This is a genomic window from Mycobacterium sp. DL440 (assembly GCF_011745145.1).
Classification (GTDB): Bacteria; Actinomycetota; Actinomycetes; order Mycobacteriales; family Mycobacteriaceae; genus Mycobacterium.
Map to the genome: position 1 here is coordinate 3,639,784 of NZ_CP050191.1, position 24,214 is coordinate 3,663,997.

19 protein-coding genes are annotated in these 24,214 nt (G+C 65.3%); 10 read left to right on the forward strand and 9 right to left on the reverse strand.

Annotated elements, in window-relative coordinates:
- Positions 1 to 8: 8 nt before the first annotated feature.
- Complete coding sequence (gene fdxA, locus HBE63_RS17520) at positions 9 to 332, reverse strand: ferredoxin (protein WP_166905869.1); 324 nt, start codon at positions 330 to 332, stop codon at positions 9 to 11.
- A 262-nt stretch (positions 333 to 594) separates the two neighbouring features.
- Between fdxA (HBE63_RS17520) and HBE63_RS17525 the strand changes: the two genes are divergently transcribed.
- The 4 genes from HBE63_RS17525 (at position 595) to HBE63_RS17540 (ending at position 6,502) form a co-directional block, all read left to right on the forward strand.
- Positions 595 to 2,610, forward strand: a complete 2,016-nt coding sequence (locus HBE63_RS17525; protein WP_166905870.1) for an NADPH-dependent 2,4-dienoyl-CoA reductase — start codon at positions 595 to 597, stop codon at positions 2,608 to 2,610.
- Between the two features lie 135 nt (positions 2,611 to 2,745).
- Positions 2,746 to 5,079: a nitric-oxide reductase large subunit gene (locus tag HBE63_RS17530; RefSeq protein WP_166905871.1), complete on the forward strand. Its 2,334-nt coding sequence runs from the start codon at positions 2,746 to 2,748 to the stop codon at positions 5,077 to 5,079.
- On the forward strand, positions 5,076 to 5,702 hold the full coding sequence (locus tag HBE63_RS17535) for a hypothetical protein (RefSeq protein ID WP_166905872.1): 627 nt from the start codon (positions 5,076 to 5,078) through the stop codon (positions 5,700 to 5,702). Before HBE63_RS17530 ends, HBE63_RS17535 begins: the two co-directional genes overlap by 4 nt.
- On the forward strand, positions 5,699 to 6,502 hold the full coding sequence (locus HBE63_RS17540) for an SPFH domain-containing protein (RefSeq protein ID WP_166905873.1): 804 nt from the start codon (positions 5,699 to 5,701) through the stop codon (positions 6,500 to 6,502). The genes HBE63_RS17535 and HBE63_RS17540 overlap by 4 nt, the downstream gene beginning before the upstream one ends.
- Before the next feature lie 7 nt (positions 6,503 to 6,509).
- Here HBE63_RS17540 and HBE63_RS17545 read toward each other — a convergent pair whose 3' ends face one another.
- Both HBE63_RS17545 and fdxA (HBE63_RS17550) read right to left on the reverse strand, forming a co-directional pair.
- Positions 6,510 to 7,133, reverse strand: a complete 624-nt coding sequence (locus tag HBE63_RS17545; RefSeq protein WP_166905874.1) for a metalloregulator ArsR/SmtB family transcription factor — start codon at positions 7,131 to 7,133, stop codon at positions 6,510 to 6,512.
- Positions 7,130 to 7,474 (reverse strand): ferredoxin, encoded by a 345-nt coding sequence (gene fdxA / locus HBE63_RS17550; protein ID WP_166905875.1) that lies wholly within the window; start codon positions 7,472 to 7,474, stop codon positions 7,130 to 7,132. The genes HBE63_RS17545 and fdxA (HBE63_RS17550) overlap by 4 nt, the downstream gene beginning before the upstream one ends.
- Positions 7,475 to 7,522: 48 nt before the next feature.
- On the opposite strand from fdxA (HBE63_RS17550), the gene ctaD reads away from it, so the two are divergent.
- Positions 7,523 to 9,220 carry a cytochrome c oxidase subunit I gene (gene ctaD, locus HBE63_RS17555; RefSeq protein WP_166905876.1) on the forward strand — a complete coding sequence of 566 codons (1,698 nt, stop codon included), beginning with the start codon at positions 7,523 to 7,525 and terminating at the stop codon, positions 9,218 to 9,220.
- A gap of 13 nt (positions 9,221 to 9,233) precedes the next feature.
- Here the strand turns inward: ctaD and HBE63_RS17560 are convergent, their stop codons facing one another.
- Both HBE63_RS17560 and HBE63_RS17565 read right to left on the reverse strand, forming a co-directional pair.
- Positions 9,234 to 9,782: a YceI family protein gene (locus HBE63_RS17560; protein ID WP_166905877.1), complete on the reverse strand. Its 549-nt coding sequence runs from the start codon at positions 9,780 to 9,782 to the stop codon at positions 9,234 to 9,236.
- Between the two features lie 279 nt (positions 9,783 to 10,061).
- Complete coding sequence (locus HBE63_RS17565; protein WP_166905878.1) at positions 10,062 to 12,653, reverse strand: bifunctional FO biosynthesis protein CofGH; 2,592 nt, start codon at positions 12,651 to 12,653, stop codon at positions 10,062 to 10,064.
- A gap of 202 nt (positions 12,654 to 12,855) precedes the next feature.
- Here HBE63_RS17565 and HBE63_RS17570 point away from each other — a divergent pair, with 202 nt between their 5' ends.
- Positions 12,856 to 14,394 (forward strand): hypothetical protein, encoded by a 1,539-nt coding sequence (locus tag HBE63_RS17570; protein WP_166905879.1) that lies wholly within the window; start codon positions 12,856 to 12,858, stop codon positions 14,392 to 14,394.
- On the opposite strand, the gene HBE63_RS17575 is transcribed toward HBE63_RS17570, so the two are convergent.
- Together HBE63_RS17575 and mshB are read right to left on the reverse strand one after the other, a co-directional pair.
- Positions 14,353 to 14,709, reverse strand: coding sequence for a hypothetical protein (locus HBE63_RS17575; RefSeq protein WP_243858109.1), 357 nt, complete (start codon positions 14,707 to 14,709; stop codon positions 14,353 to 14,355). The genes HBE63_RS17570 and HBE63_RS17575 overlap by 42 nt on opposite strands.
- Before the next feature lie 176 nt (positions 14,710 to 14,885).
- Entirely contained in the window at positions 14,886 to 15,743 is an 858-nt protein-coding gene (gene mshB, locus HBE63_RS17580; protein WP_166905881.1) for an N-acetyl-1-D-myo-inositol-2-amino-2-deoxy-alpha-D-glucopyranoside deacetylase, read from the reverse strand.
- Between the two features lies 1 nt (position 15,744).
- On the opposite strand from mshB, the gene HBE63_RS31725 reads away from it, so the two are divergent.
- The 3 genes from HBE63_RS31725 (at position 15,745) to HBE63_RS17590 (ending at position 18,346) form a co-directional block, all read left to right on the forward strand.
- Complete coding sequence (locus tag HBE63_RS31725; protein ID WP_256367877.1) at positions 15,745 to 15,870, forward strand: hypothetical protein; 126 nt, start codon at positions 15,745 to 15,747, stop codon at positions 15,868 to 15,870.
- A gap of 514 nt (positions 15,871 to 16,384) precedes the next feature.
- Positions 16,385 to 17,716: a hypothetical protein gene (locus HBE63_RS17585; protein ID WP_166905882.1), complete on the forward strand. Its 1,332-nt coding sequence runs from the start codon at positions 16,385 to 16,387 to the stop codon at positions 17,714 to 17,716.
- A gap of 237 nt (positions 17,717 to 17,953) precedes the next feature.
- Positions 17,954 to 18,346 (forward strand): hypothetical protein, encoded by a 393-nt coding sequence (locus HBE63_RS17590; protein ID WP_166905883.1) that lies wholly within the window; start codon positions 17,954 to 17,956, stop codon positions 18,344 to 18,346.
- A gap of 48 nt (positions 18,347 to 18,394) precedes the next feature.
- Here the strand turns inward: HBE63_RS17590 and HBE63_RS17595 are convergent, their stop codons facing one another.
- The gene (locus tag HBE63_RS17595) at positions 18,395 to 20,311 is read right to left on the reverse strand and encodes an ABC transporter family substrate-binding protein (protein ID WP_208301150.1); all 1,917 of its coding nucleotides are present in this window, start codon (positions 20,309 to 20,311) and stop codon (positions 18,395 to 18,397) included.
- Positions 20,312 to 20,904: 593 nt separating this feature from the next.
- Here HBE63_RS17595 and HBE63_RS17600 point away from each other — a divergent pair.
- A complete protein-coding gene (locus HBE63_RS17600; RefSeq protein WP_166905885.1) occupies positions 20,905 to 22,179 on the forward strand; it encodes a hypothetical protein in 1,275 nt (424 codons plus the stop codon).
- 100 nt (positions 22,180 to 22,279) lie between these two features.
- On the opposite strand, the gene typA is transcribed toward HBE63_RS17600, so the two are convergent.
- The gene (typA, locus tag HBE63_RS17605; RefSeq protein WP_166905886.1) at positions 22,280 to 24,181 is read right to left on the reverse strand and encodes a translational GTPase TypA; all 1,902 of its coding nucleotides are present in this window, start codon (positions 24,179 to 24,181) and stop codon (positions 22,280 to 22,282) included.
- Positions 24,182 to 24,214: the final 33 nt, after the last annotated feature.

Below are 24,214 nucleotides of genomic sequence, written 5' to 3' on the forward strand. Positions count from 1 at the left end.
GACTGTGCTCAGTCCTCGGCCTTGGCCGGCAGGTCTTTGATCGTCTGCGGATCGTTGTCGGTCTGGCCGACTTTGGAGGCGCCGCCGGGCGAACCCAGCTCGGAAAAGAAGTCAGCGTTGACCTGTGTGTAGCTGCTCCACTGGTCCGGCACATCGTCTTCGTAGTAGATGGCCTCGACCGGGCAGACCGGTTCGCACGCGCCGCAGTCCACACACTCGTCGGGGTGGATGTACAGCATGCGGGCACCCTCGTAGATGCAATCGACCGGGCATTCTTCGATACATGCCTTGTCTTTGACGTCGACGCAGGGTTCGGCAATGACGTACGTCACTGATGTCTCTCCTGTCCAGTGGGCTGCTGGGCTCGGTGGTCGGGACTCTGATGAGTTCGACGTCACAGTATGCGTTGCCCATACTTGGACGCTCGTCTCAGTGTGCCCTAACTTCACGCGCCATCCAGTTACGGGCGGCGCGCAGTAAGTGATACTAGCCGTCGCAGATACACCTCGCCTAGTCGCCCGACCGATTCATTCGACTCCGCCGACATCAGTCAATTAGTTGCATAGGACCGTCGGTCCCACCTACTCTGCGGACATGGGGTTGACCTATCCGCACCTTTTGTCGCCGTTGGACCTCGGCTTCACCACGCTGCGCAATCGGGTGGTGATGGGCTCGATGCACACCGGCCTCGAGGACCGGGCCGGTGACACCGCGAAGCTCGCCGAATACTTCGCCGAGCGGGCCCGCGGCGGCGTCGGGCTGATCATCACCGGCGGCTACGCCCCCAACAAGACCGGCTGGCTACTGCCGTTCGCCTCACAACTGGTGTCCTCCACCGAAGCAAGGCGCCACCGCCGGATCACCGGCGCCGTGCACGAGGCCGACGGCAAGATCCTGCTGCAGATCCTGCACGCCGGACGCTATGCGTACCACCCGCTCTCGGTGAGTGCATCGTCAATCAAGGCCCCGATCAACCCGTTCCGACCTCGCGCCTTGCGGGACGTCGAGGGCACCATCGACGATTTCGTCCGCTGCGCACTGCTGGCCCGCGAGGCGGGGTATGACGGCGTCGAGATCATGGGCAGCGAGGGTTATCTGCTCAACCAGTTCCTGGCACCGCGCACCAACAAGCGCACCGATGCGTGGGGCGGCACCCCGGAGAAACGCCGCCGCTTCCCGGTCGAGATCGTGCGGCGGGTGCGTGAGGCGGTGGGCTCCGACTTCATCATCTGCTACCGACTTTCGATGGCCGACTACGTCGAGGACGGTCAGGCCTGGGAGGAAATCGTCGCCCTGGCAACGGAAGTCGAGGCCGCCGGAGCGACGATCCTGAACTCGGGCTTCGGCTGGCACGAAGCCCGGGTACCCACGATCGTCACCTCGGTGCCCAACAGCGCCTTCGCCGACATCAGTAGCGCTGTGGCCGAGCACGTTTCCATCCCGGTGGTGGCATCCAACCGGATCAACATGCCGCAAACCGCCGAACAGATCCTGGCCGACACCCACGTCCAGTTGATCTCGATGGCGCGGCCCCTGCTCAGTGATCCGGACTGGGTACTCAAGGCCGCCGAGGAGCGTGCCGACGAGATCAACACCTGCATTGCATGCAATCAGGCCTGCCTCGACCATGCCTTTGTGCACAAGAAGGTGTCGTGCCTGCTCAACCCCAGGGCCGGGCGCGAGACGACACTGGTGCTCAGCCCGACACGTCGGGCCCGGTCCGTGGCCGTCGTGGGGGCCGGCCCGGCCGGGCTCTCCGCCGCGGTCAGTGCCGCCCAGCGTGGTCACCGGGTGACGCTGTTCGAGGCGGGATCGGCAATCGGCGGCCAATTCGACCTGGCCAGAAGGATTCCCGGCAAGGAAGAGTTCAACGAGACCATCCGGTACTACACGACGATGCTCGACAAGCTCGGCGTCGACGTGCGACTGGGAGTGCGGGCCGGGTCCGACGACCTGGCCGGCTTCGACGACGTGGTGCTCGCCAGCGGGGTGACGCCGCGGCTGCCCGCAATTCCCGGGATCGATCATCCGAAGGTGCTCACCTACGCCCAGGCCATCACCGGCGCGCCCGTGGGCAAGTCGGTGGCGGTGATCGGCGCCGGCGGAATCGGCTTCGACGTCAGCGAATTCCTCACCACCCATCACTCTCCGACACTGAACCTCAAGGAGTGGAAGGCAGAGTGGGGTGTGGCCGATCCCCAGGAAGCCCGTGGCGCGCTAGCCACTCCCCTGCCCGCGCCTGCCGTTCGCGAGGTGTATCTGCTGCAGCGCACCAAGGGTGCGCAGGGCCGCAGCCTCGGCAAGACCAGCGGCTGGGTACATCGAGCCTCGCTGAGAGCCAAAGGGGTGCATCAGCTTTCCGGGGTGAACTACGAGCGCATCGACGACGAGGGCCTGCACATCAGCTTCGGCTCTGACCATCGCGACCGGCGCGTACTCCCGGTCGACAACGTGGTGATCTGCGCCGGGCAGGAATCGGTGCGTGACCTCGAAGAGAACCTGCGACGCAACGGTATCGAGCCCCACATCATCGGAGGGGCTGCTGTAGCAGCCGAACTCGATGCGAAACGAGCAATCAAACAGGGCACCGAGTTGGCCGCCAAGCTGTAGCGCGCCCGTCGGTTTTCCGGCGAATTTCGCGATACCCCCGACTCCCCCACCGGACATCGGTATTTTGACGGCATCGGCTATTCCGCGTGTGCGGGTCCAGTCCGCCCGCATGCAGGTTGTGGGGGGAGTCCACGCATGGCAATCGATCCAGGACAGGCTTTTCCGAATCGGCAATCCGATCAGCCCTCAAGCCAACCGTTGATCGGACGAGGATGGTTCCAGGGCGTCGCCCTGGTGATGATCTTCGGATTCTTCGTCATGGGGCTACTGGCCTATCGCACCTACACCGCCTCGATGCCGATGCCGCAAAAGGTCGTCACGCAATCCGGTGATGTGCTGTTCACCGGCGACGACATCACTCGCGGTCAGGAAATCTTCCAGGCTCGTGGACTGCAGGAATACGGGTCGATCGTCGGCCACGGTGCATATCTGGGGCCCGATTACACAGCCGACTACCTTCGCCGGGCCACCGATGACGTGGCCGCACAATTACGGGCCGGGGGTATGGGTGATACGCACGACGCCGTCGTCGCAGAATTCCGCACCAACCGCTACGACGCGGCGAACGGCACGCTGGTGTTCACGGACCACCAGGCCAAGGCCTTCGACCGGATCTCGGATCACTACGCCGAGTTCTTCGGTGAGAGCACCACCAAGAACGGCCTACTCGCCAATCTCATCACCGACCGGGCCGAGATCCACGACCTCACGGCGTTCTTCGCCTGGACCGCATGGGCTTCGGCCGCGGAGCGCCCAGGACACAACTACAGCTACACCAACAACTGGCCAGCCGAGTCGCGGGTCGACAACGGTCCCACCGCTCAGCTCATCGTCTGGTCCACACTCTCGCTGATCATGTTGCTCGGCGGAACCGGCATCATGTTCGCGGTCTACGGACGCTGGAGCCAGAAGATCGGTTGGCACAGCGCCGAGGCGCCGGCCCTGTCGTTCCGTCAGCCGGGCGAGGTGGCGCTGACCCCGGCCCAACGTTCGGCGATCTGGTTCTTCGCCATCGTCTCGGTCCTGTTCTTGGCACAGGCATTACTGGGCGGTGCCGTGCAGCACTACCGCGCCGAACTGTCCAACTTCTTCGGCTTTGACCTGGCCGCGATCCTGCCGTACAACCTCGCCCGCACCTGGCACCTGCAACTGGCGCTGCTCTGGCCGGCGGCCGCCTTTCTGGCCGGCGGCATCTTCCTGGCACCGTTCATCTCACGGCGCGAGCCCAGACGCCAGCAGTGGCTCTCCTACGGCCTGCTCGGCGCTGTCGTCATCGTGGTGGTGGGATCGCTGGTCACCGAGGCATTGTCGATCTACGGAGTCGTCCCGTCCGGTTCGCTGTTGTCGCAGCAATGGGAGTACCTGGACCTGCCGCGCCTGTGGCAGATCTTCCTGGTCGTCGGCCTGTTCCTCTGGATCGTCCTGATCTGGCGCGCCATGAGGTCGCGCCTGGCGGGCGAGTCCAAGATGAACATGCCGTGGGTGTTCTTTTTCTCCGGCCTGGCGATTCCGATGTTCTACGCGGTCGGCCTGCTCGCCGGCAGCGACACCCACCTGACGGTCGCGGACTTCTGGCGATTCTGGGTGGTGCACCTGTGGGTCGAGGATTTCCTCGAGCTGTTCACCACGGTGATGGTGGCCTACATCTTCGTGATGCTGGGCGTGGTCAGCCAGCGGATCGCACTCGGTGTCATCTTCCTCGACATCATCTTGTACTCGGCCGGCGGCGTCATCGGCACCATGCATCACCTGTACTTCTCCGGCACCCCGGTCGAACACATGGCTCTCGGCGCGTTCTTCTCCGCGGCCGAGGTCATCCCATTGACCTTCCTCACCGTCGAGGCGTGGGCCTTCCTGCAGTTGGGTTCCCGACAATCGTCGGGCGATTCCAAGCCGTTCCCCCATCGGTGGGCGGTGATGTTCCTGGTTGCCGTGGGGTTCTGGAACTTCGTGGGGGCCGGCATCTTCGGCTTCCTGATCAATCTGCCGATCGTGTCGTACTACCAGATCGGAACGGCACTGACCGCCAACCATGCGCATGCCGCCATGATGGGTGTGTACGGCATGTTGGCTGTCGGCCTGGCGATGTTCGCCTACCGCTACGTGATCCCGGCCGACAAGTGGCCCGAGAAGTGGGCGCGAGTTTCCTTCTGGTGCCTCAATATCGGCCTGGCGTGGATGGTGTTCGCCAGCTTGCTCCCGCTGGGCGTCATGCAGCTCTACCACTCGGTCAACGACGGCTACTTCGAGGCCCGCTCGCTGGGCTATCTCACCGAACCCGGCAACGCGGTGATGGAGTGGCTGCGCATGCCCGGTGACGTCATCTTCATCGCCGGCGGGATCCTGCCCTTCGTCTGGATTTCCTGGCAGGCGTTGCGGCACTTCCGGTCCGGGCCGACCACGCTCGAACTGCCCGAGCAACCGCTCTACATCGAGCTGTCGGCAGAGCCCGCCGTGGAGTCGCTATGACCCCGCCCACCACCTCGGCTTGGCTGATGGCCTGCTACGCGTTGGCCTTGGTGGCTGTGGCGTGGGGATTCGACCTGATGGCGCGGCGGACGTCGATGCGTGCCGCCCGTTGGCGCACCGGGAATTTCACTTATCACGTCGATCACGATGCGTGGCAGTGCCCCGAAGACCATTGGTTGTGGCCGACCTCGTTCGATCCTGACAACCGGGTGATGCGCTACCGCGCCAAACCGGCGGTCTGCAACGCATGCCCGGTCAAGGCCACCTGCACGACATCGGCGCACGGCCGCGAGATCAGTCGGGAGATCGACCCGTGGCCGTATTCCGAAGCCGGGCAGTTCCATCGTGGAATCGCTTGTACAGTGGCCTGTTTGGCGCTGATCATGGCGTCGGCCATGATGATCGGTCAGCACGGCAGCGGCGATCTGGTGGTGCTGGGTGTGACAGCGCTGATAATCCTCGCCGCGACAATCCCATTGGCACGTCACCTGTGGGCGAGCCCGGCCAACTCGCCCGATCACCTGCCCCACCGATCCTCCGAGCAGGAACTGACCGCGACGACGGTCGATCGCTTCGCCACCAAGTGGGGTGGCGGATATGCCGAGCGGAAGGAAGGCCCGTGACTGCACTGTGGTGGTTCATCGGTGTAGTGGGCGCGATCCTGCTGATCGCGCTCATTGTGCTGTCGTTGAAGGTGCTGCGCGAGTACGAGCGCGGCGTGGTGTTCCGGATGGGTCGGGCCCGCCCGCTGTACGGGCCCGGGCTGGTGGTGCTGCTGCCGCTGGCCGATCGGATGGTGCGGGTCGATCAACGTGTCATGACGCTGACCATCCCGCCGCAGGAAGTCATCACCCGCGACAACGTGCCGGCGCGGGTGAACGCCGTGGTGATGTTCCAGGTCACCGATCCGCTGAAAGCGATTATGGCGGTGGAGAACTACGCGGTGGCCACGTCGCAGATCGCCCAGACCACCCTGCGGTCGCTGCTGGGTCGGGCCGATCTGGACACGCTGCTGGCGCACCGTGAGGATCTCAACATCGACCTGCGCGGCATCATCGAAACCCAGAGTGCTCGCTGGGGTGTCGAGGTGCGCGTAGTGGAGATCAAGGATGTGGAGATCCCCGAGTCCATGCAGCGGGCGATGGCCCGTGAGGCCGAGGCCGAACGCGAACGCCGCGCCAAGGTGATCAATGCCCGCGGTGAACTGCAGGCCTCAGATGAGCTGTCCCAGGCCGCCGAAACCCTGTCGAAGAATCCGGCCTCTCTTCAGCTCAGATACCTGCAGACATTGCTTGAGCTTGGCGCCGACCAGAATTCGACGGTGGTGTTCCCGCTGCCGGTCGACATCATCACGCCGTTCTTGAAGAACCCCGCCAGTCTGGGCGAGGCACTGGCCAATGGATTGGCGAAGCGCCGCGACTAGTCGCCGTTCAGCCACTCAGTTGCGCGACACACCGGTCGGATTCGACGAACGGGTGCAAGCCGTCAACGGTGACCGGCGCATCCCAGGCCGCCATGGCCCCTTGCATCAGGCCCAGGTGGATCGGGCAGATCACCTCCGGGCGCACCTTCGCGATTTCCAGAAACGGACAGTGGCGCAACGCGATTTCGGTGCCTGCGACGTCGGACTCAGGGGCGAAGCCGAGGTCGTCGAGCAGGTCCACCAACTTCTCCACCGGGTTTCGTTCGGCCGCGTCGGATCGGGCGGCCGCCAACCGCGCACCCAACCTGCGCCCGGCCGCACTGGTGCCCGCGCCCGGTCCCGCGCCGGCTGCGACCGATTCGGCCAATGCCTCGGCGAGCAGTCGGTAGTGCCGCGGACCGCCGGGGTCCATGCCGCCCACCGCCGCGAACAGCTGTGGTGGGCGCCCGGGCTTGTCGTGCGACCCGGCGACCCGGCGGATCTGGTGCTGCTCGAGGAGGGCGTCGAGGTGGAAGCGCACGGTGTTCGCGTGCACTTCGAGTCGTTCGGCGATGGCCGCGATGCTCATCGGCGCATCGGCGTCGCGCAACACCGTCAGGACGTCGCGGCGTCGCCCACGGGGCGCGTTCATGACTGTTGCGGTGGCAGGCTCGCCACCAGCGGTGCGTCCGCACTCACCGGCCCCAGCTTGGCCGCCCCGCCCGGCGAGCCCAACGGCCCGTCCTGTCCGGGCAGCGTCTCGGAGAAGAACGCCGCGTTGTCATCCTTGTAGGCGTCGAACTCGTCAGGCAGGTCATCCTCGTAGTAGATGGCCTCGACCGGGCAGACGGGTTCGCAGGCGCCGCAGTCCACGCATTCGTCGGGATGGATGTAGAGCGCGCGCGCACCCTCGTAGATGCAGTCGACCGGACATTCCTCGACGCACGCGCGATCCATCACATCCACGCATGGCTTGCCGATCACGTATGTCATGGCCCATAGTTTATACAAGGTTAGTTTGTAAAAACTGGAAGTGACGCGATGACGGCACACACAACCTCATCAATCAGCACCGACCTCACCAGTACGCGGCCATTCCCGCCACGTCTGGGGCCACGCGGAAATCTGGTCTACAAGCTCATCACGACCACCGATCACAAGCTGATCGGAATCATGTACATGGTCGCCTGCTACATCTTCTTCTTCACCGGCGGATTGATGGCGTTGTTCATCCGCACCGAACTCGCCGAGCCGGGGCTGCAGTTTCTGTCCACCGAGCAGTACAACCAGTTGTTCACCATGCACGGCACTGTGATGCTGTTGTTCTACGCCACCCCGATCGTGTTCGGATTCGCCAACCTCGTACTGCCCCTGCAGATCGGCGCGCCCGACGTAGCGTTCCCGAGGCTCAACGCGCTGTCATTCTGGTTGTTCGTGTTCGGCGCACTCATCGCCCTCGCCGGCTTCATCACCCCCGGTGGCGCCGCAGACTTCGGCTGGACCGGCTACGCCCCCCTCAGCAACGCCATCCACTCCCCCGGCGCCGGCGGCGACCTGTGGATCTTGGGACTTGCCGTGGCCGGTCTGGGCACCATCCTCGGCGCCGTCAACATGATCACCACCGTGGTGTGTATGCGCGCACCCGGCATGGTGATGTTCCGGATGCCGATCTTCACCTGGAACATCCTCGTCACCAGCATTCTGGTGCTGATGGTGTTCCCGCTGCTGACCGCCGCATTGTTCGGCCTGGCCGCCGACCGGCACCTCGGTGCGCACATCTACGACCCTGCCAATGGCGGAGCCATCCTGTGGCAGCACCTGTTCTGGTTCTTCGGCCATCCCGAGGTCTATGTGGTGGCGTTGCCGTTCTTCGGCATCGTCACCGAGATCATCCCGGTGTTCTCCCGCAAGCCGCTGTTCGGCTACACCACACTGGTCTACGCGACGATCAGCATCGGCGCCCTGTCGATGGCGGTCTGGGCCCACCACATGTTCGCAACGGGAGCCGTTCTGCTGCCGTTCTTTTCGCTGATGTCGTACTTCATCGCGGTGCCGACCGGTATCAAGTTCTTCAACTGGATCGGCACGATGTGGAAGGGACAGTTGACCTTTGAAACGCCCATGTTGTTCTCGGTGGGCTTCATGGTCACGTTCCTGCTCGGTGGGCTCTCCGGCGTCATGCTGGCCAGCCCGCCGATCGACTTCCACGTCACCGACACCTACTTCTTGATCGCACACTTCCACTACGTGCTGTTCGGTACCATCGTGTTCGCCTCGTTCGGAGGGGTGTACTTCTGGTTCCCGAAGATGACCGGCCGGCTGCTCGACGAACGCCTGGGCAAGATCCATTTCTGGTTGACGTTCATCGGTTTTCACACCACATTCCTGGTGCAGCACTGGCTGGGTAACGAGGGCATGCCGCGGCGTTATGCCGACTACCTGCCGTCGGACGGTTTCACCACGCTCAATGTGGTTTCCAGTATCGGCGCCTTCATCCTGGGTGTTTCGATGCTGCCGTTCGTCTGGAATGTCTTCAAGAGCTGGCGCTATGGCGAGCCCGTCGTTGTCGACGACCCGTGGGGCTACGGCAATTCACTGGAGTGGGCCACCAGTTGCCCGCCGCCGCGGCACAACTTCACCGAGATACCCAGAATCCGTTCCGAGCGGCCGGCTTTCGAGTTGCACTACCCACACATGGTCGAGCGGATGCGGGCCGAGTCGCACGCGGGCCGGCACTGAGTCGGGCAGCAGATCAGGCCTGTTTCAGCGCCTCGATCTCGAGGGTGATGGTGACCTTGTCGCCGACGACGGTGCCGCCGGTCTCCAGCGGCATGTCGATGTCGATGCCGAAGTCCTTGCGGTTCAACACCACCGAGGCCTCGAAACCGGCGACCGCACCCTGGCCCATGCCGGGGTTCACGCCGTTGTACTCGAGCTTGAGGGAAACCGGCTTGGTCACGCCCTTGAGGGTGAAGTCGCCGTCGACGATGTAGTCGTCCCCATCAGGCCGCACGCCGGTCGAGACGAAGGTGGCGGTCGGGTGGTTGTCGGCGTCGAAGAAGTCTGCGGACCGCACGTGCGCGTCGCGCTGCTCGTTGCTGGTGTCGATGGAGTTGACGTCGATGGTGGCGCTGACCGACGGCGTGCCGTCCTCGCCGACGGTGATCGCGCCACTGAACGTCTCAAAGCTGCCGCGGACCTTGCTCACCATCAGGTGGCGGACCGAGAAGTTGATCGACGAGTGCACGGGGTCGATTGCCCAGGTGCCTGCGGTCAGATCGGTGGCTACTGCTGCGGTCATGGTGTCTCCTTGGGTTGTGCGGCCGGTCGATCCGGCACCTTCACTCGACACAACCGGACTGCAGTCCGAATCCATTCCCGAATTCGCGGATTTCTCCTCAATCTTGAATCCCGCAGTGCATCATGCGCTGGCCAGCAACTCTCGCCACTGTTACTTTCGAGATCGGATGCACTGGTAGGCGGCTAGTTTCTTTCACCAAGGCCTAGGCCATAGCAACAAGCCTTCTCGTCACCAGCAAGAAGCCGTAGTCCGCGAGCGACCGCAGGATGCCGCCGAGCGTCAGGCAGCGAGCGGCGAGTAATCCGTGCTGCGTTGACGGGCGGGGCGGCCGATACCCTCGGCGATCGCGACGAGTTCGGCCACGGTCTTGGCGGACCCGTTCTCGGAGCCGGCCATCCGGGAGATGGTCTCCTCCATCAGCGTGCCGCCCAGGTCATTGGCACCGCCGCGCAGCATCACCTGGGTGCGTTCGACACCGAGCTTGACCCAACTGGTCTGAATCGACGGGATCCGGCCGTGCAACATGATCCGGGCCAGTGCGTGCACCGCGCGGTTGTCGCGGTGCGTCGGCCCGGGACGGGAACCGCCCGCCAGGTAGAGCGGCGAGGACTGGTGCACGAACGGCAGCGGCACGAATTCGGTGAAGCCGCCGGTCTGGTCCTGGATACCGCGGAGCACGTTGAGGTGGCCCACCCAGTGCTTGGGCGTGTCGACGTGGCCGTACATCATCGTCGACGACGAGCGCAGGCCCACCTGGTGCGCGGTCGTCACCACGTTGATCCACTCCGAGGCCGGCAGCTTGCCCTTGGTCAGCACCCAGCGCACCTCGTCGTCGAGGATCTCGGCGGCCGTGCCGGGGATCGAGCCCAGTCCCGCCTCCCGCAGCGAGGTCAGCCATTCCCGCACCGACAACCCGCTGCGGGTGACACCGTTGGCGATCTCCATGGGCGAGAACGCGTGCACGTGCATCGAGGGCACGCGCGCCTTGACGGCCCGCACCAGGTCGGCATAGCCGGTCACCGGCAGTTCTGGGTCGATGCCGCCCTGCATGCAGACTTCGGTGGCACCGGCGACGTGCGCCTCCCAGGCTCGGTCGGCCACCTCGTCGGTGGACAGCGAGTAGGCGTCGGCGTCGCCCTTGCGCTGCGCGAAGGCGCAGAACCGGCAGCCGGTGTAGCAGATATTGGTGAAGTTGATGTTGCGGTTGACGACGTAGGTGACGTCATCGCCGACGACATCGCGACGCAGCGAATCCGCGAGTGCGGCAACGGCTTCCAGCGCCGGACCGTCCGCGGTGGCCAATGCGAGGTACTCGTCGTCGCTGCAGCCGCCCGGATTGCGTTCGGCCGAACGCAACGCGGCCAGCACATCGGTGTCGACGCGTTCGGGGGCGCGGGCGGCCAGTTCGTGCACCTTGGCGCGGATCGACTCCCAGTCGCCGAACGCGCTGTCCAGGTCGCTGCGGGTCTCGGTGAGCCTGCCCTCGGAGTCGATCGCGGAGTGCAGATCGGTACGGCCCAACGATTCTGATGCCTCGTCAGGCTCCTGCCATGGGCGGCCAACGGGATTGACGTCAAGGGCGAACCCGGTATCCGGATCGGCCAGCGCGTCGACGTGCCCGCGCACCCGCGGATCGATCCAGGCCGCACCGGCCTGCACGTACTGCGGTTGCGCGGTGAGCCGTTGCACCAGGTCGTAGCCGGCCTCGGCGGTGATGCCGGCCAGATCGTCCAGGGCCGGCCAGGGCCGTTCGGGGTTGACGTGATCGGGGGTCAGCGGTGACACGCCGCCCCAGTCGTCGACGCCGGCGCCGATGAGCGCCAGGCATTCATCACGCGACACCAGGTTCGGCGGCGCCTGGATGCGCATCTTCGGGCCCAACACCAGGCGCGTGACCGCGATCGTCGCGATGAAGTCGTCGATTCCGGCATCGGGTGTGGATGCCATCGCGGTGTGGTCCTTGGCGCGGAAGTTCTGCACGATCACTTCCTGAACGTGCCCGAACTCTTTGTGGGACTTGCGGATTGCGTGCATGGTCTCGGCGCGCTCGGTCAGCGTCTCGCCGATACCGACCAGCAGGCCGGTGGTGAACGGGATCGACAGCCGGCCGGCGTCGTCCAGCGTCCGCAACCGCACCGCCGGATCTTTGTCGGGGCTGCCATAGTGAGCCTCGCCCTTGTTCTCGAACAGGCGCCGGGAGGTGGTCTCCAGCATCATGCCCATCGACGGCGCGACGGGCTTCAGGCGAGACAACTCGGACCAGCTCATCACCCCGGGATTCAGGTGCGGCAGCAGGCCGGTCTCCTCGAGCACGCGAATGGCCATGGCCCGCACATAGTCGAGCGTGGAGTCGTAGCCGCGCTCGTCGAGCCATTGCCGAGCCTCGTCCCAGCGATCCTCGGGGCGGTCACCCAGGGTGAACAACGCCTCCTTGCAGCCCAACTCTGCACCGCGGCGAGCCACGTCGAGAATCTCGTCGGGCTCCATGTACATGCCCATGCCCTGAGCGCGCAGCTTGCCGGGCACGGTCACGAAGGTGCAGTAGTGGCAGGTGTCGCGGCACAGATGCGTGACGGGGATGAAGACCTTGCGCGAATAGCTGACCGGAAGCCGGCCCGTGGGCCCGCGCCGGCCCGCCGATTCCAGACCTGCATCGCGCACCCGGGCGGCGCTGGCACACAGATCGGCCAGATCCTCGCCGCGGGCGGTCAGCGCGATCGCAGCCTCGTCGACGTTGAGGGCCACGCCGTCACGGGCCCGCCGCAGCACCCGCCGTAGGGCCCCCGAAGTGGTCGGCGCGGTGGGCGCGGCAGGGTTCGGTGGGACGGCCGGAGTAGGCAGATCGGCGCCGTGCTGGGGGTTCAGAGCCACTTCCGTGTAACCCCGCCGTTGTGCACGATCATCCACGCGTCTCACATTCTGAAACCAATGCGCCCGACATACCGGCCACAGTAGACCGTGCATGTCACCGCAATGCGAGGCCCATACTCGACACACAACTTAAAGGAGCGACGAACGGGCCGCCGACCACGTAAGTTATTTCCGTCGGGAAGGGGATACCGAAGGAGCCGTGATGTCCTCAAGCGTTCGTTCGTATCTCGTGGCGGGAGCCGCCGCAGCCACCGCCACGGCCATCGCTCTCGCCCCGGTACAAGCGGCCCCGGCTGACATCGCCGTCCCTGCGCACCCGACATCGACCCAGCCACAGCTGACGCAGGCGATGATCGATCTGCTTGCCGCGGCGAGCCGGATGACCGCCGCGGTGGCACCCAATCTTTCCGGCCAGCCCGGCGCTCCCGCACTGGGAGTGGCCCCGGCTGCGGCGACGACCGTCGATGTCGGTGTCCAGAACGCGGCCAGTGACTGGCTGACATCGGCCTATCAAGGCATCCAAAGCTGGGTCGACTGGGGCGTGAACTACGCACAGGAGATCGCCTACTGGCTGGGCGGGTGGGGCGTGCCGTTCGCATGGGCAGTCGGCGAGCAGATCGGCATCTTCTACGACAGCCTGATCAAGCCGATCGCCGACGGCTACTTCTACGACTGGCTTGTCCCGGTGGTCAACGATCCGCTGAACCTCGCTGTGTGGTGGAACGGTTTCGTCGATACGGTCGGGGCCGCGGTCAATGCCGGCGTTGACTTCGGTGTCCAGGAGTTCAACTTCTTCTTCGGCTGGATTCTCCCGCCGTTGCCCGGCCCACCGCCGGGCTGGCCGTTCAACACCCTGGCCACCACTCAGGCTCTGTCGGCCGGACTGGCCGCGCCCGGGGGGCTGTTTCCTGGCTTGCGCGGGCTCGTCGGCGATGTCGCGTTGCCACCCGCCGACTTCGTGACCGATGCCGCGGTCAACACCATCAACGGCGCCTACGGTGTCGTCCACAACGCGACCGACTTCGTGGTGGGCGGTGCCGACGATGTGCTCGATTCGCTGCGGCTGAACTTCCTCAGCCGCCAGCTCAACATCAACTACAACCTGGTCAGCGCGCTATCCGCCCAGGGTGTCGGCCTGACCACCGACTTGCTCCAGGTCCCGGACCGCTACCTCAACGACGTGCTGAAGGACGGCCAGGGGCTACTCGAGGCCGCCGGCACCGAAGCCCGTTTCGTCGGCAACAGCATCACCTCGCATGGCAGCAACGCACTCAACGCCGTCGGCAACTACGTCGACGACCAGATCAACTACTTCACCCCCGGAGTCGCGGCGACCGAAACGAGCACCGGAGAGGTGACGAACGTGCCGACGTCGGTGCGCGCGTCGTTGCAGGCCCCCGTTGACCAGCCGAAGGGCATGACACCGAAGCTGACGAGTCCTGTCACCAGCCGCAACCTCCCGACCAGGGCGGCCGACAAAGCGACGGAAGTGCAGACGCGGGTTCAGACCCGGGCCCAGGGGGCGGTCGATGCCGCGAAGAAGGTCGGCGACGACGCACGTGACGCGGTGAAGACGGCCGTCAAGAATGTCACGCCGAAGCCGAAGGCAAAGAAGGAAAAGGCGGCTTCGCCTAAGGACTCCAAGCCGTCCAAGGACTCCAACAGCAACGGCAAGTCGAACAAGGACAACAAGAAGTACTCAGCCGCGGTGGCGCCGTCGCAGCATCGCCACTGGTGGTAGCGCACCGGCGGCGATGAATATCAGTGAGCCGTAGGCCATCAGTCCTGGGCCGGCGAAGATGATGTCGCCGCCCGGTCCGCCGAAGGTCATCGCGACGACGGTGGCCAGCCAGGTCCACAGTGGCAGCGCTGCCATCCGCATGGAGTCGGTCCAATACATGGCCGCCCACACGAGCGCGGTGTTGACGGCTCCAGCCGCCAGCGCACTCACCGGGAACGGGATCGATCCGATATATGACGGCAGCAGCAATGCACCTACGACGGCTGAGATGACGCCGTCAACGGCGAGCAGTGCCAGGACGATACGGCCCAGCACAAGGTCCGAGGGCGGGGTCAGGTGGGAATGCTGTCGAGCAGCCCGACCATCGAACCCACCACCCACTGGTAGTTGTCAAAACGGTCCTGCCAGTGCTGCAGGTTCGGATCCAGATCGGGGTCCATGAATGTCCCTTCGACGCTTCTGAGTGGCGAGCTTACCTCGTCCGGTTCTGGCTATTGCAGATTCAGTCCGGCCAGCAGGTCGGTTTCCCACCCACGCTCGTCGCGCTCCCCCGCATTGCCCGACACCAGCACGTAGTGCTCCTCACCGAGGATCGGCAGGGCGAGGTTGTTGGACAGCGCGAATCCACCCCCGTCGGCACCGACGGTGACCTGCGTGGCGTGCGCGCGCATCGCGGCGACCTTGGCGGGCAACTGGGCGGTGGCGTCGACGACAGCATCGATCTGGTCGTCGGCGTACCCGAACGGAACGTCCCCGACATCGATCCGGATCCAGTCCGCCGGCACGTCCTGCAGGCCCTGGAGGCCGGCCCGCATCGCGCTGCTGGCCATGACCGTCCAATAGAACTTGGGCACAGCCCATCCGGCGGCCGCGACGGCCGCGGTGGTGACGCGGTGGGCTTGTTTGTGGTCGGGGTGTCCGTACCCGCCGTCGGGGTCGTAGGTGACGACGACGTGCGGTCGCAGATCCTCGATGATGCGCACGAGTTCGCGCACCGCTTCATCGAAATCGGCGTCGACGAAGCGCTGTTGCTTGCGCGCCGGTGAACCCTCCATGCCCGAGTCCCGCCATCGGCCGGGGCCGCCGAGGAATTGCGGTGGGCCGATACCGAGCGCGCTCAGGGCTTCGGTCAGCTCGCTGATCCGGTAACCGCCGAGTTGATCGGCGTGGTCGACGGCCAACCGGGCGTAGCGGTCGCCGATGACCTCCCCCTCCTCTCCGAGGGTGCACGTCACCACACGGACGTCGGCACCGCGCGCCGCGTAGTGCGCCATCGTGGCACCGGTGGTGAGGGTTTCGTCGTCCGGATGGGCGTGAACGAACAACAGGCGGGGCGTTTCGCTGGGCATCGTGACCGACGATAGCGATGCCCCGATGGGCGTGCAGAAAGACGATGGCGACGACGGTCCGGACCATGGCCATGGCGCGGCCCGCCGCTGGCCGATCGGCGCCGCGACGCAATGGTCGACTAACTAGACCGGGCAAACTCCCGCAACGAAATCCGTCGTTTTTGGAACTGGCCGAGGCTGCCACTTAGTTGCCGGCGCAAGCAGTTCGTCGACTACCCGCTCCGGCGGCCACACGAGTGTCCGGCGTCGCACCCGAGTGCCGACGTTTTACAGATCACACTGGTATGTCCAATGTGTGTGCGCTAACTTCCCGACCCGGCCCGCGCCCACATTACCGCTGGGTAACCTCACCGGACTTGTCGGCCGAGCCTTCGCTGGCAACTTAGTGGCATAGCTGGCCACATCTTTGCTGTGGCGACCGAAAACCATGGGTTATATCGCTACGTGCAGTATCGCAATGATGCGACGTGACCGCTGGAAATCGGCACTACCAGCAACATCACAGATACCCGGCGTTCATTTGCGGAGCGGCGCAACGTCCCCAATGACCTGAAAATTACTTAAGAGGATTTGCAGACAACTCAACTTACTTTGGGGTAACTTCTGCGCCGACGTTAGTTTCGCTCCCGTAAGGAGATTCAATGCAACTCGCTTCCCGGTCATACCTGGCTGCGGGCGTGGCACTCGTGGGTGCCAGTGCCATCGCCGTCAGCCCGATGGCTCCGTCCGTGCCGGCCACCTCGCCGGTACACCTGCCGGTCGCCCTGACCGCCGCCGTGGACAACCCGCTGACAGTCTTCGAACCGGTGGCGACCGCGACGCAGACGTTGATCAGCAACATCATCGAACGCCAGACCACCAACCCGGCCCCGGTTCCGCGGCAGCTCATCGAGAACGCCGTCGCCGGCTACCAGGCGTTCATGAGCACCCCCCCGGCTTACCAAATCGCCAAGGTCCTCGCCGACGGAGTCATCGCGGCCCAAAATTTCGGCCCCAACCTCGCGGCTCTCGGTGAAACCACGTCTGCAGCCGGGACCGCTCTCAGTGAAGCCTTGAGCGACTTGGGCGCCGGCCTGCCCGCCGGGCTTGAGGCCGCGGCTGCAAAGATCGCCGCCGGTGACGCCGGTGGCGCCCTCGACGGACTGGTGCAGGACGGGATGCAGCCCGTCATCAACATCTTGATCTTCGCGGTGTCCCCCGAGATCAACGCCGTCGGGCAGGTACTCAACATTCCGCAGCCGCTCATCGACGCTGCGACGGAGACTGCACTCGGAGTCGTGATCGGACTGGCCGCCGCCACGGTCGGCGTCGGGTACGACCTGGACGGTGAGCCGCGAGCCATTCTGAAGCAGGCTCTCGTCGGAGCTCAGGATGTGGCGAATGCCTTCTCTTCCGGTGATCCGGTCAAGGTGGTCAATGCGATCCAGCACGGCATCGCCGACTTCGCCACGAGCGTGGTCTACCAAACCGATGCGACGATCTCCATGGGCAACTACATCGAGGACTCCTTCGCCAACGCCCTCAAGCAGATCAAGCCCAAGCCGTTCACTCCCCCCGACATCACCCTCCCGACCGCCAAGGCTCTGACCGCCCCGGCACCCGTGGCGATCGAGGTCTCGACGCTGACCGCGGAAAAACCGGGATCGGCCCCAGTTACCAATGCGGACAACGCGTCTGACGCCGATGGTGCCGCGACACCGAAGTCCGGTGACTCGGACGCCGCTTCCACCGGCTCCACCACGCCCGACAGTGACGACACCACCAAGGCCGTCACCAAGCTGTCGACCAAGGCATCGCCGAAGGCCGCCCAGGGGAAGGCAAAGGCCAACTCCGCCAAGGCCGTCCGCACCCAGGTCAAGTCGGCCGTCAAGAAGCTGACCGACGGCCTGAATAAGGACAAGACCGGGCCCAAGAAGAGCGCGGAGAAGAAGGCTGCGTCCTCCAGCGACTCCGCCAAGGGCTCCGACAAGTAACCAACCAACTCCACCGGCAGGCCCTCTCCATCGACACGATGGAGAGGGCCTTTCGCTTCTGAGGAAGTTCTCAGCCTGTGCTCAGGTCTGACCCTCGTGGGCACGGAGGTGACCGGATGCTCGGCGGTCCTGCCGTCGTCGCAGATGCGTTCCTCAACGGCGACGCGCTCGGCGGCGGTGTCTTCGGTCCCAGCCTCGGTCTTCTGACCACCCTGCGGCAGGCCCGCGGCGAAGGTCGTGACACTGGATGCCAACCCGAAGGCTGCCGCCGTATCACCCACACCTGCCACCGCTCCGGTTGCGGCTGCGCCCGCCGTAACCGAAACTGCCGGAACCGAAACGGCCGCGGCCGATTCCGCCGCAGCCACGACTTCATCGGCCGATGTCAGCACCCCGGCGGTGAAGGACAGTCTCAAGGCAGAGCCCGGCAAGCCCCTATCGACCAAGCGGTCCGCATCGGCCCAACAGGTCCGCGAGGGCATTCAGGGATCCGTCAAGAACATCACCGACGGGCTCACGAAGGCCGCCGAGGGGCTCAGCGGCAAGAGCGCCAAGGCAGGCAAGCACACTGCGGGCAAGTCCGGCGGTACGTCGTCACGCTCGGGTGCAAGCTCAAGCGGCGCAGCCTGATTCACCACCGATCAGTGGGCCTCCTCGCTCGAGGGGCCCACTGTCCGTCTACCGGCCCTTCGTCCAGCCGCCGGCGTCGCCGACGATACCGACGGGCACGGCACCGGTCAGGCTGACGTTCTGCACACTCGGCCCGGCGGCGACGATCGTCGTGTCCTGCAGGATCGGAAGAACCGTCGACATGTTCCACAGCCGGGGCTCGACGGCCTGGATCACCTCGGCAACATTCTGCGAACCATCCAGTGCTGCATCGATTTTCGGCTGGATGGTGTGATCACAGATCCCGGTGATATTGCTGGGCGCCTGCACCAGCTCGCCCGACTCCGGAGCCGGAATGGGCTGAGTGGGTGTCGGCGTGGTGCCCGGCGCTGAGGGCGCGGCGGTAGTGGTGGACTTCGGTGACGGCGACGGCGCGATGCCGGGAACGGCAGTCGAAACGGAGGTCGCTTCCAACGCCCGGCAGCCGTAGCGCGAGGCGAGGCTGGTGGCGAGGTCTCCTCCGGCCTGATGCCATCCGATGACGGCGTCGATGCGGTTGTTGGTCAACGCATCGCCGTAGAGCGCAACCGGATCCAGGGCCAGCACCGAGGCGTCGATACCGACGTTGCGCAGTTGATCGGCCGCGGTGTTGGCTACGGCCACCGAAGTCGGATCGTTGGATGCCACACCGAGCACCAGCGCCAGCGCGGTGCCATCCTTGGTGATGCGCTGCCTGCCGTTGTCCGGTGCCGGGGGTGCGCCTGCCGCCGGCGGCTCGGCCACCGGCTCGATCTGATAGCCGGCTCCGCGCAATAGATCCAGCGCGGCCTCCCGCGACATCGCCGGCGGTGCGGTAGGGACGTAGCCGGGATCCGATGGAGAGCGCACCTGGGCCTGCGCCAGCGTCACGGTGTTGTCATCGCCCGCTCCCACCGAGGCCAGCAGGTCGACATCGATCAACCCCAAGATCGCCTTGCGCACTTGTGCTTCCGCCAGGTTGGGCTGCCCGCCGCGCAGGGTCATCTGCATCACCCGCGGGGTCACGATCCTGGCGGTTCGAACATCCGGAATGGCACTCAGCTGCGCGAAAGTGGCTGCGCCACCGTGTACCTGGGCCACCTGCGTGTCGCCGTTGCGGATCGAGTCGGCGAGCGCCGCCGGCGCCCCACCCCGGCGGAACAACACCAGGTCGGGCTTGGCCGGCACACTCCAGTACCGGTCATTGCGCGCCAGCAGGATCTCATCGCGTTGTGGGTCAATACTTTCCACCCGGAACTGGCCACCGGTTACCGGCATCGCCCGAGCCAGGCCGGCGCCGAAGCCACCGGGGACATCTTTGACGATGTGGGCCGGGAGGATATCGTTGAACAGTTCCCGCCACGCCGGATAGGGCTCGGAGAAAGTGACCACCGCCTGCTTGCCGCCCTCCACCGATTGCACACCGGTGATCAGGTCATAACCTGCCGGGTCGACGACGCCCGGCTGGCTGACCATCTGGCGCCACAGATACCAGTAGTCATCGGCGGCGATGGGCGCGTTGTCGGTCCATTGCGCTTCCGGACGGATCTTGTAGGTGACCGTGAATGGGTTCTGGTTGGTCACCTCGGCCGATTCGAGCAGAGTCGGATCGAGCTCCCAGTGCGAACCCGTCAGAGACTTCGGGTCGGGGACCGGCCGGAACGAACTCGGCAGCACCATCGAGGCGACCGCCGCGTTCACCGGAGACTGGTCCGACAGCAGGTGCGGGTTGAACCCCGGGCCGATGGAATCGATGGCCATGATGACCTGCGTCGCCTTCATCGGGGGCGGCGGCGTCGTCTCAGTCGTCTCGGTGCTCTGCGGAGCCGGCGGCGGGCTGACCGTGCAGCCGCTGAACAGGAGCGCCGGCACCGATATGAGCGCCCCGATCGTCAGGCGGGCGCGGCGGAGGGGTGTCGGCACGCCACTCAGCGTATCGACCGCCTCCGCGCCCTCGGACCGGCGCATCGGCAGTGCACGTCGGCACCTCGATCCGCCCGGCCGACCCGGCTACGCCGCGAACGTGAATCCGCTTTGAAATCTTTCATGAAATCCCGCCGACGCTCGGCGCCGGAAATGGGCCGATTACGACACCGCGCTCCAAGATCAAATCGAGTTGCTGTCCACTATTTCGAGTTGGTATCGGGGAGATTTCCGGCAAAACGCTGCAAATGTCGCGCAAGTGTGAGCGCGCCGCGCTGCCGGGCGGTGACGCTCACCGCCGGTGCCGCACCGGGGTCCAACACCGATTTTTGCAGGATGTTTGGCGGACCAGCACGACTTTCCAGGTCGAGCGGGCGCGTCGAGCCTGAAATATGTTTGAAACCGCAGCTATCCCCCAGCTAAGTCGATAGCGCCGGCCACCACGACATTCTGTTGCACGAGGCAACGCAAGCCCACTTTCCAGCAAATCTGACCGACCAGAAAGTAATTGCGTATGCAAAGACTAAAAGTTACCTGGCAAATTCCTGCGCAGTAGTTTTCTGCGATGACGTAAATTCTGGCCCACGGTACATAAACCAACAGAGGAGGGCTCCATGCACGTCGGTGTGAAGCAATCGATGACAGCAGCAACAGCGCTACTCGCGGCCACCGCGATCACCATCGGCCCGGTCACCGCGCAGGCCCCGGAAGCGCTGCGAGCCGCTCACGTTGCGGACGTCAGCCTCTTGGCGAGCCCGAATCCGATTGCGGCGCTCGAGGGCTTCGCCGAGTCCGGGTTGCGTCTCGTCCAAGGCGTCGCTGAGCTACCGCTGGCCGCCATCGCCGCTGCTCTCGCCATCGCCGACGGCGACCCCCAGGCCTTCTACAACGCGATCCGTCAAGTCATCGATGCTCCGCTATGGGTCATCGACCCCGCCCTGGGAATCAACCAAACGTCACTCACCGGCAAGGGCCTGGCGGCGCTGTTCCCCGACCAGGCCGGCGATATTCAGGACTTCCGCAACAACGTGCTGTGGGCAGCGACCCGCGATTTCCGATCATCGATCGCCGACCTCCTCGGGGTCGCCGACACCAGCACTCCCCTCGACGTGCTCACCCCGCTCGCCGGTTTCGCCGCTGGCGCGCTCGATTCCGGGTACCGACTGGTGGAAGGCCTCGCGCTGGCCCCGTTCGGACCGATCAAGGCCATCATGGACATCGCCGGCGGCATGGCGCCCAACGTCGCCGTCTACAACATGCTCGACAGCTACATCAGCGCTCCACTTTGGGTCGCCGACTCCTTCATGGGCACCGGCCCGACCCAGCAGGCCATCCCCATCGGACTGAAGGCGCTGTTGCCCAACCGAGCCGACGGCATTCAGGACTTCCGGAACGACGTGTTGTGGAAGGCGACGAACTCCGTCCGTGAAGTCGTCCGCGAAGCGCTCGGCGTGGACCCGAGCGCGAATCCGAACAATCCGCAAAACACGTCGGTCACCAGCAAGGTGAACGAACCTCCCGCTCCGAGGACGTTGGTGACCCTCAACGTCGAGAAGGCACCGTCGGCGCCGGAGACGGTCACGAAGGAGGCGGTGGAGGTCAAGAAGCCCGCGGTCGAGAAGACGACGCCCCTCGTGAAGACACGGAGTCAGCTTCGCGAGAGCCTCAACTTCAGCACGCACCAGACCGGAAGCAAGGTGTCCGGAGACTCGGACACACCGACACCGACCAAGCCCGACACCACCGATCTCCAAACCAGTGTCAAACAGCTCAAGGAGAAGTTCGGCTTCAAGGGTGGCAACGACAGCCCGACCCCGGGCAAAGCCGCCAGCGCCGCCGGCAACACCACCGGTGCCAACACCACGAACGACGGCGCCGGCAAGAAGTCCGACTCCAAGAGCGACGCGGCCTGAGAACTGGTGCGCCAGTAGCGATATCGCGGGGGATATCGCTACTGGCGCATCACAGCTCTGAGGCGTACCGCCGGCAATCGACGCGGACGCCCCGCAGAAGTTATCCGCGCGCCTTGGCCCGAGCCTTCGCCCGAGCCCGCAGCGACGCGGTGAGTTCGACCTTGCGCACGCGGACGACCTCTGGCGTCACCTCGACGCACTCGTCCTCAGCGCAGAACTCCATGGCCTGCTCCAGACCCAACTCGAGCGGACGCGCCAGCGTCTCCATGACATCGGCCGTCGACGACCGCATGTTTGTCAGCTTCTTCTCGCGGGTGACGTTGACGTCGAGGTCCTCGGCGCGCGGATTGATGCCGACCACCTGACCCTCGTAGGTGTCCTCGCCCGGCTCAACGAAGAACTGTCCACGGTCGGCCAGTTGGATCATCGCGAACGGGGTGATCGAGCCGGACCGGTCCGATACCAGCGAACCGGTGTGGCGGGCCCGGATCTCGCCGGCCCACGGTCGGTAGCCGTCGAACACGGCGTTGGCGATGCCGGTACCGCGCGTCAGGGTCAGGAAGTCGGTGCGGAAGCCGATCAGTCCGCGGCTGGGCACGATGAAGTCCATCCGCACCCACCCGGCAGCGTGGTTGGCCATCTCCTCCATGCGGCCCTTGCGGGCGGCCATCAGCTGGGTGATGGCGCCGACGAACTCTTCCGGGCAGTCGATGGTCATCGCCTCGAACGGCTCGTGCAGTTTGCCGTCGATGTTCCGGGTGACCACCTGCGGCTTGCCGACAGTCAGTTCGAACCCTTCGCGGCGCATCTGCTCGACCAGAACGGCCAGCGCCAGCTCGCCTCGGCCCTGGACCTCCCAGGCGTCGGGACGACCGATGTCGACGACCTTGATCGACACATTGCCGACCAGCTCTGCATCGAGACGGTTCTTCACCATCCGGGCGGTCAGCTTGTGGCCGGAGACCTTGCCGGCCAGCGGCGAGGTGTTCGTGCCGACAGTCACCGAGATAGCCGGCTCGTCGACGGTGATGCGGGGCAGCGCGTGGGCATGCTCGGTGTCGGCCAGGGTGTCGCCGATCATGATCTCGGGCATGCCTGCGACGGCCACGATGTCACCGGCGACGGCCTCGTCGGTGGGCGTGCGTTCAACGCCCTCGGTGACCAGCAGCTCGGTGATCTTGGCGTTGGTGATGACGGGATGGCCGTCGACCTCGCGCATCCAGGCGACCTGCTGCCCCTTGCGGATCCGGCCCTTGTAGATGCGGATCAGCGCGAGACGACCGAGGAAGGCCGAGGCGTCGAGGTTGGTCACGAGTGCCTGCAGCGGGGCCTCCGGATCACCCTGCGGCGGCGGGATGTGCTCGAGCAGCACATCGAAAAGCGGGTCGAGATTTTCACCGTCGGGGTTCTCGCCGTTGGCGGGCTGCGTCGTGGACGCGATGCCGGCACGCCCCGACGCGTACAGCGTGGGAAGGTCCAGCGCCTTCTCGGCGGCAGCCTGGGCCTCGTCGTCAAGATCGGAGGCGACATCGAGCAGCAGGTCGTGGCTTTCCTCGACCACCTCGGCGATGCGCGCGTCGGGCCGGTCGGTCTTGTTGACCACCAGGAGCACGGGCAGGTGTGCGGCCAGCGCCTTGCGCAGCACGAACCGGGTCTGAGGGAGCGGCCCCTCCGAGGCGTCCACCAGCAGCACCACGCCGTCGACCATGGACAGGCCACGTTCCACCTCGCCACCGAAATCGGCGTGACCAGGCGTGTCGATGACATTGATCACCGTCATCGATCCGTCCGCGTGGTGCCGGTGCACCGCGGTGTTCTTGGCCAGGATGGTGATGCCCTTTTCCTTCTCCAGGTCACCGGAGTCCATCAGGCGCTCGACTGCGTCGTCGCCGCGGTGCGTCAAGGCACCCGACTGCCGAAGCATCGCGTCGACTAGGGTCGTCTTGCCGTGGTCGACGTGGGCGACGATGGCGACATTGCGAAAGCTCGGGCGTGAATCCACACCGACATTCTCGCAGGCTGGCCGGTCGATCAC

Coding starts and splice junctions, on each gene's coding strand:
- mshB (WP_166905881.1), bottom strand. CDS start 15,743: ATGCCCAGCGAAACGCCCCGCCTGTTGTTCGTTCACGCCCATCCGGAC.
- HBE63_RS17545 (WP_166905874.1), bottom strand. CDS start 7,133: ATGAACGCGCCCCGTGGGCGACGCCGCGACGTCCTGACGGTGTTGCGC.
- HBE63_RS17570 (WP_166905879.1), top strand. CDS start 12,856: ATGTCCTCAAGCGTTCGTTCGTATCTCGTGGCGGGAGCCGCCGCAGCC.
- HBE63_RS17600 (WP_166905885.1), top strand. CDS start 20,905: ATGACAGCAGCAACAGCGCTACTCGCGGCCACCGCGATCACCATCGGC.
- HBE63_RS17595 (WP_208301150.1), bottom strand. CDS start 20,311: ATGCGCCGGTCCGAGGGCGCGGAGGCGGTCGATACGCTGAGTGGCGTG.
- HBE63_RS17530 (WP_166905871.1), top strand. CDS start 2,746: ATGGCAATCGATCCAGGACAGGCTTTTCCGAATCGGCAATCCGATCAG.
- HBE63_RS17535 (WP_166905872.1), top strand. CDS start 5,076: ATGACCCCGCCCACCACCTCGGCTTGGCTGATGGCCTGCTACGCGTTG.
- fdxA (WP_166905875.1), bottom strand. CDS start 7,474: ATGACATACGTGATCGGCAAGCCATGCGTGGATGTGATGGATCGCGCG.
- HBE63_RS17585 (WP_166905882.1), top strand. CDS start 16,385: ATGCAACTCGCTTCCCGGTCATACCTGGCTGCGGGCGTGGCACTCGTG.
- ctaD (WP_166905876.1), top strand. CDS start 7,523: ATGACGGCACACACAACCTCATCAATCAGCACCGACCTCACCAGTACG.
- HBE63_RS17560 (WP_166905877.1), bottom strand. CDS start 9,782: ATGACCGCAGCAGTAGCCACCGATCTGACCGCAGGCACCTGGGCAATC.
- HBE63_RS17525 (WP_166905870.1), top strand. CDS start 595: ATGGGGTTGACCTATCCGCACCTTTTGTCGCCGTTGGACCTCGGCTTC.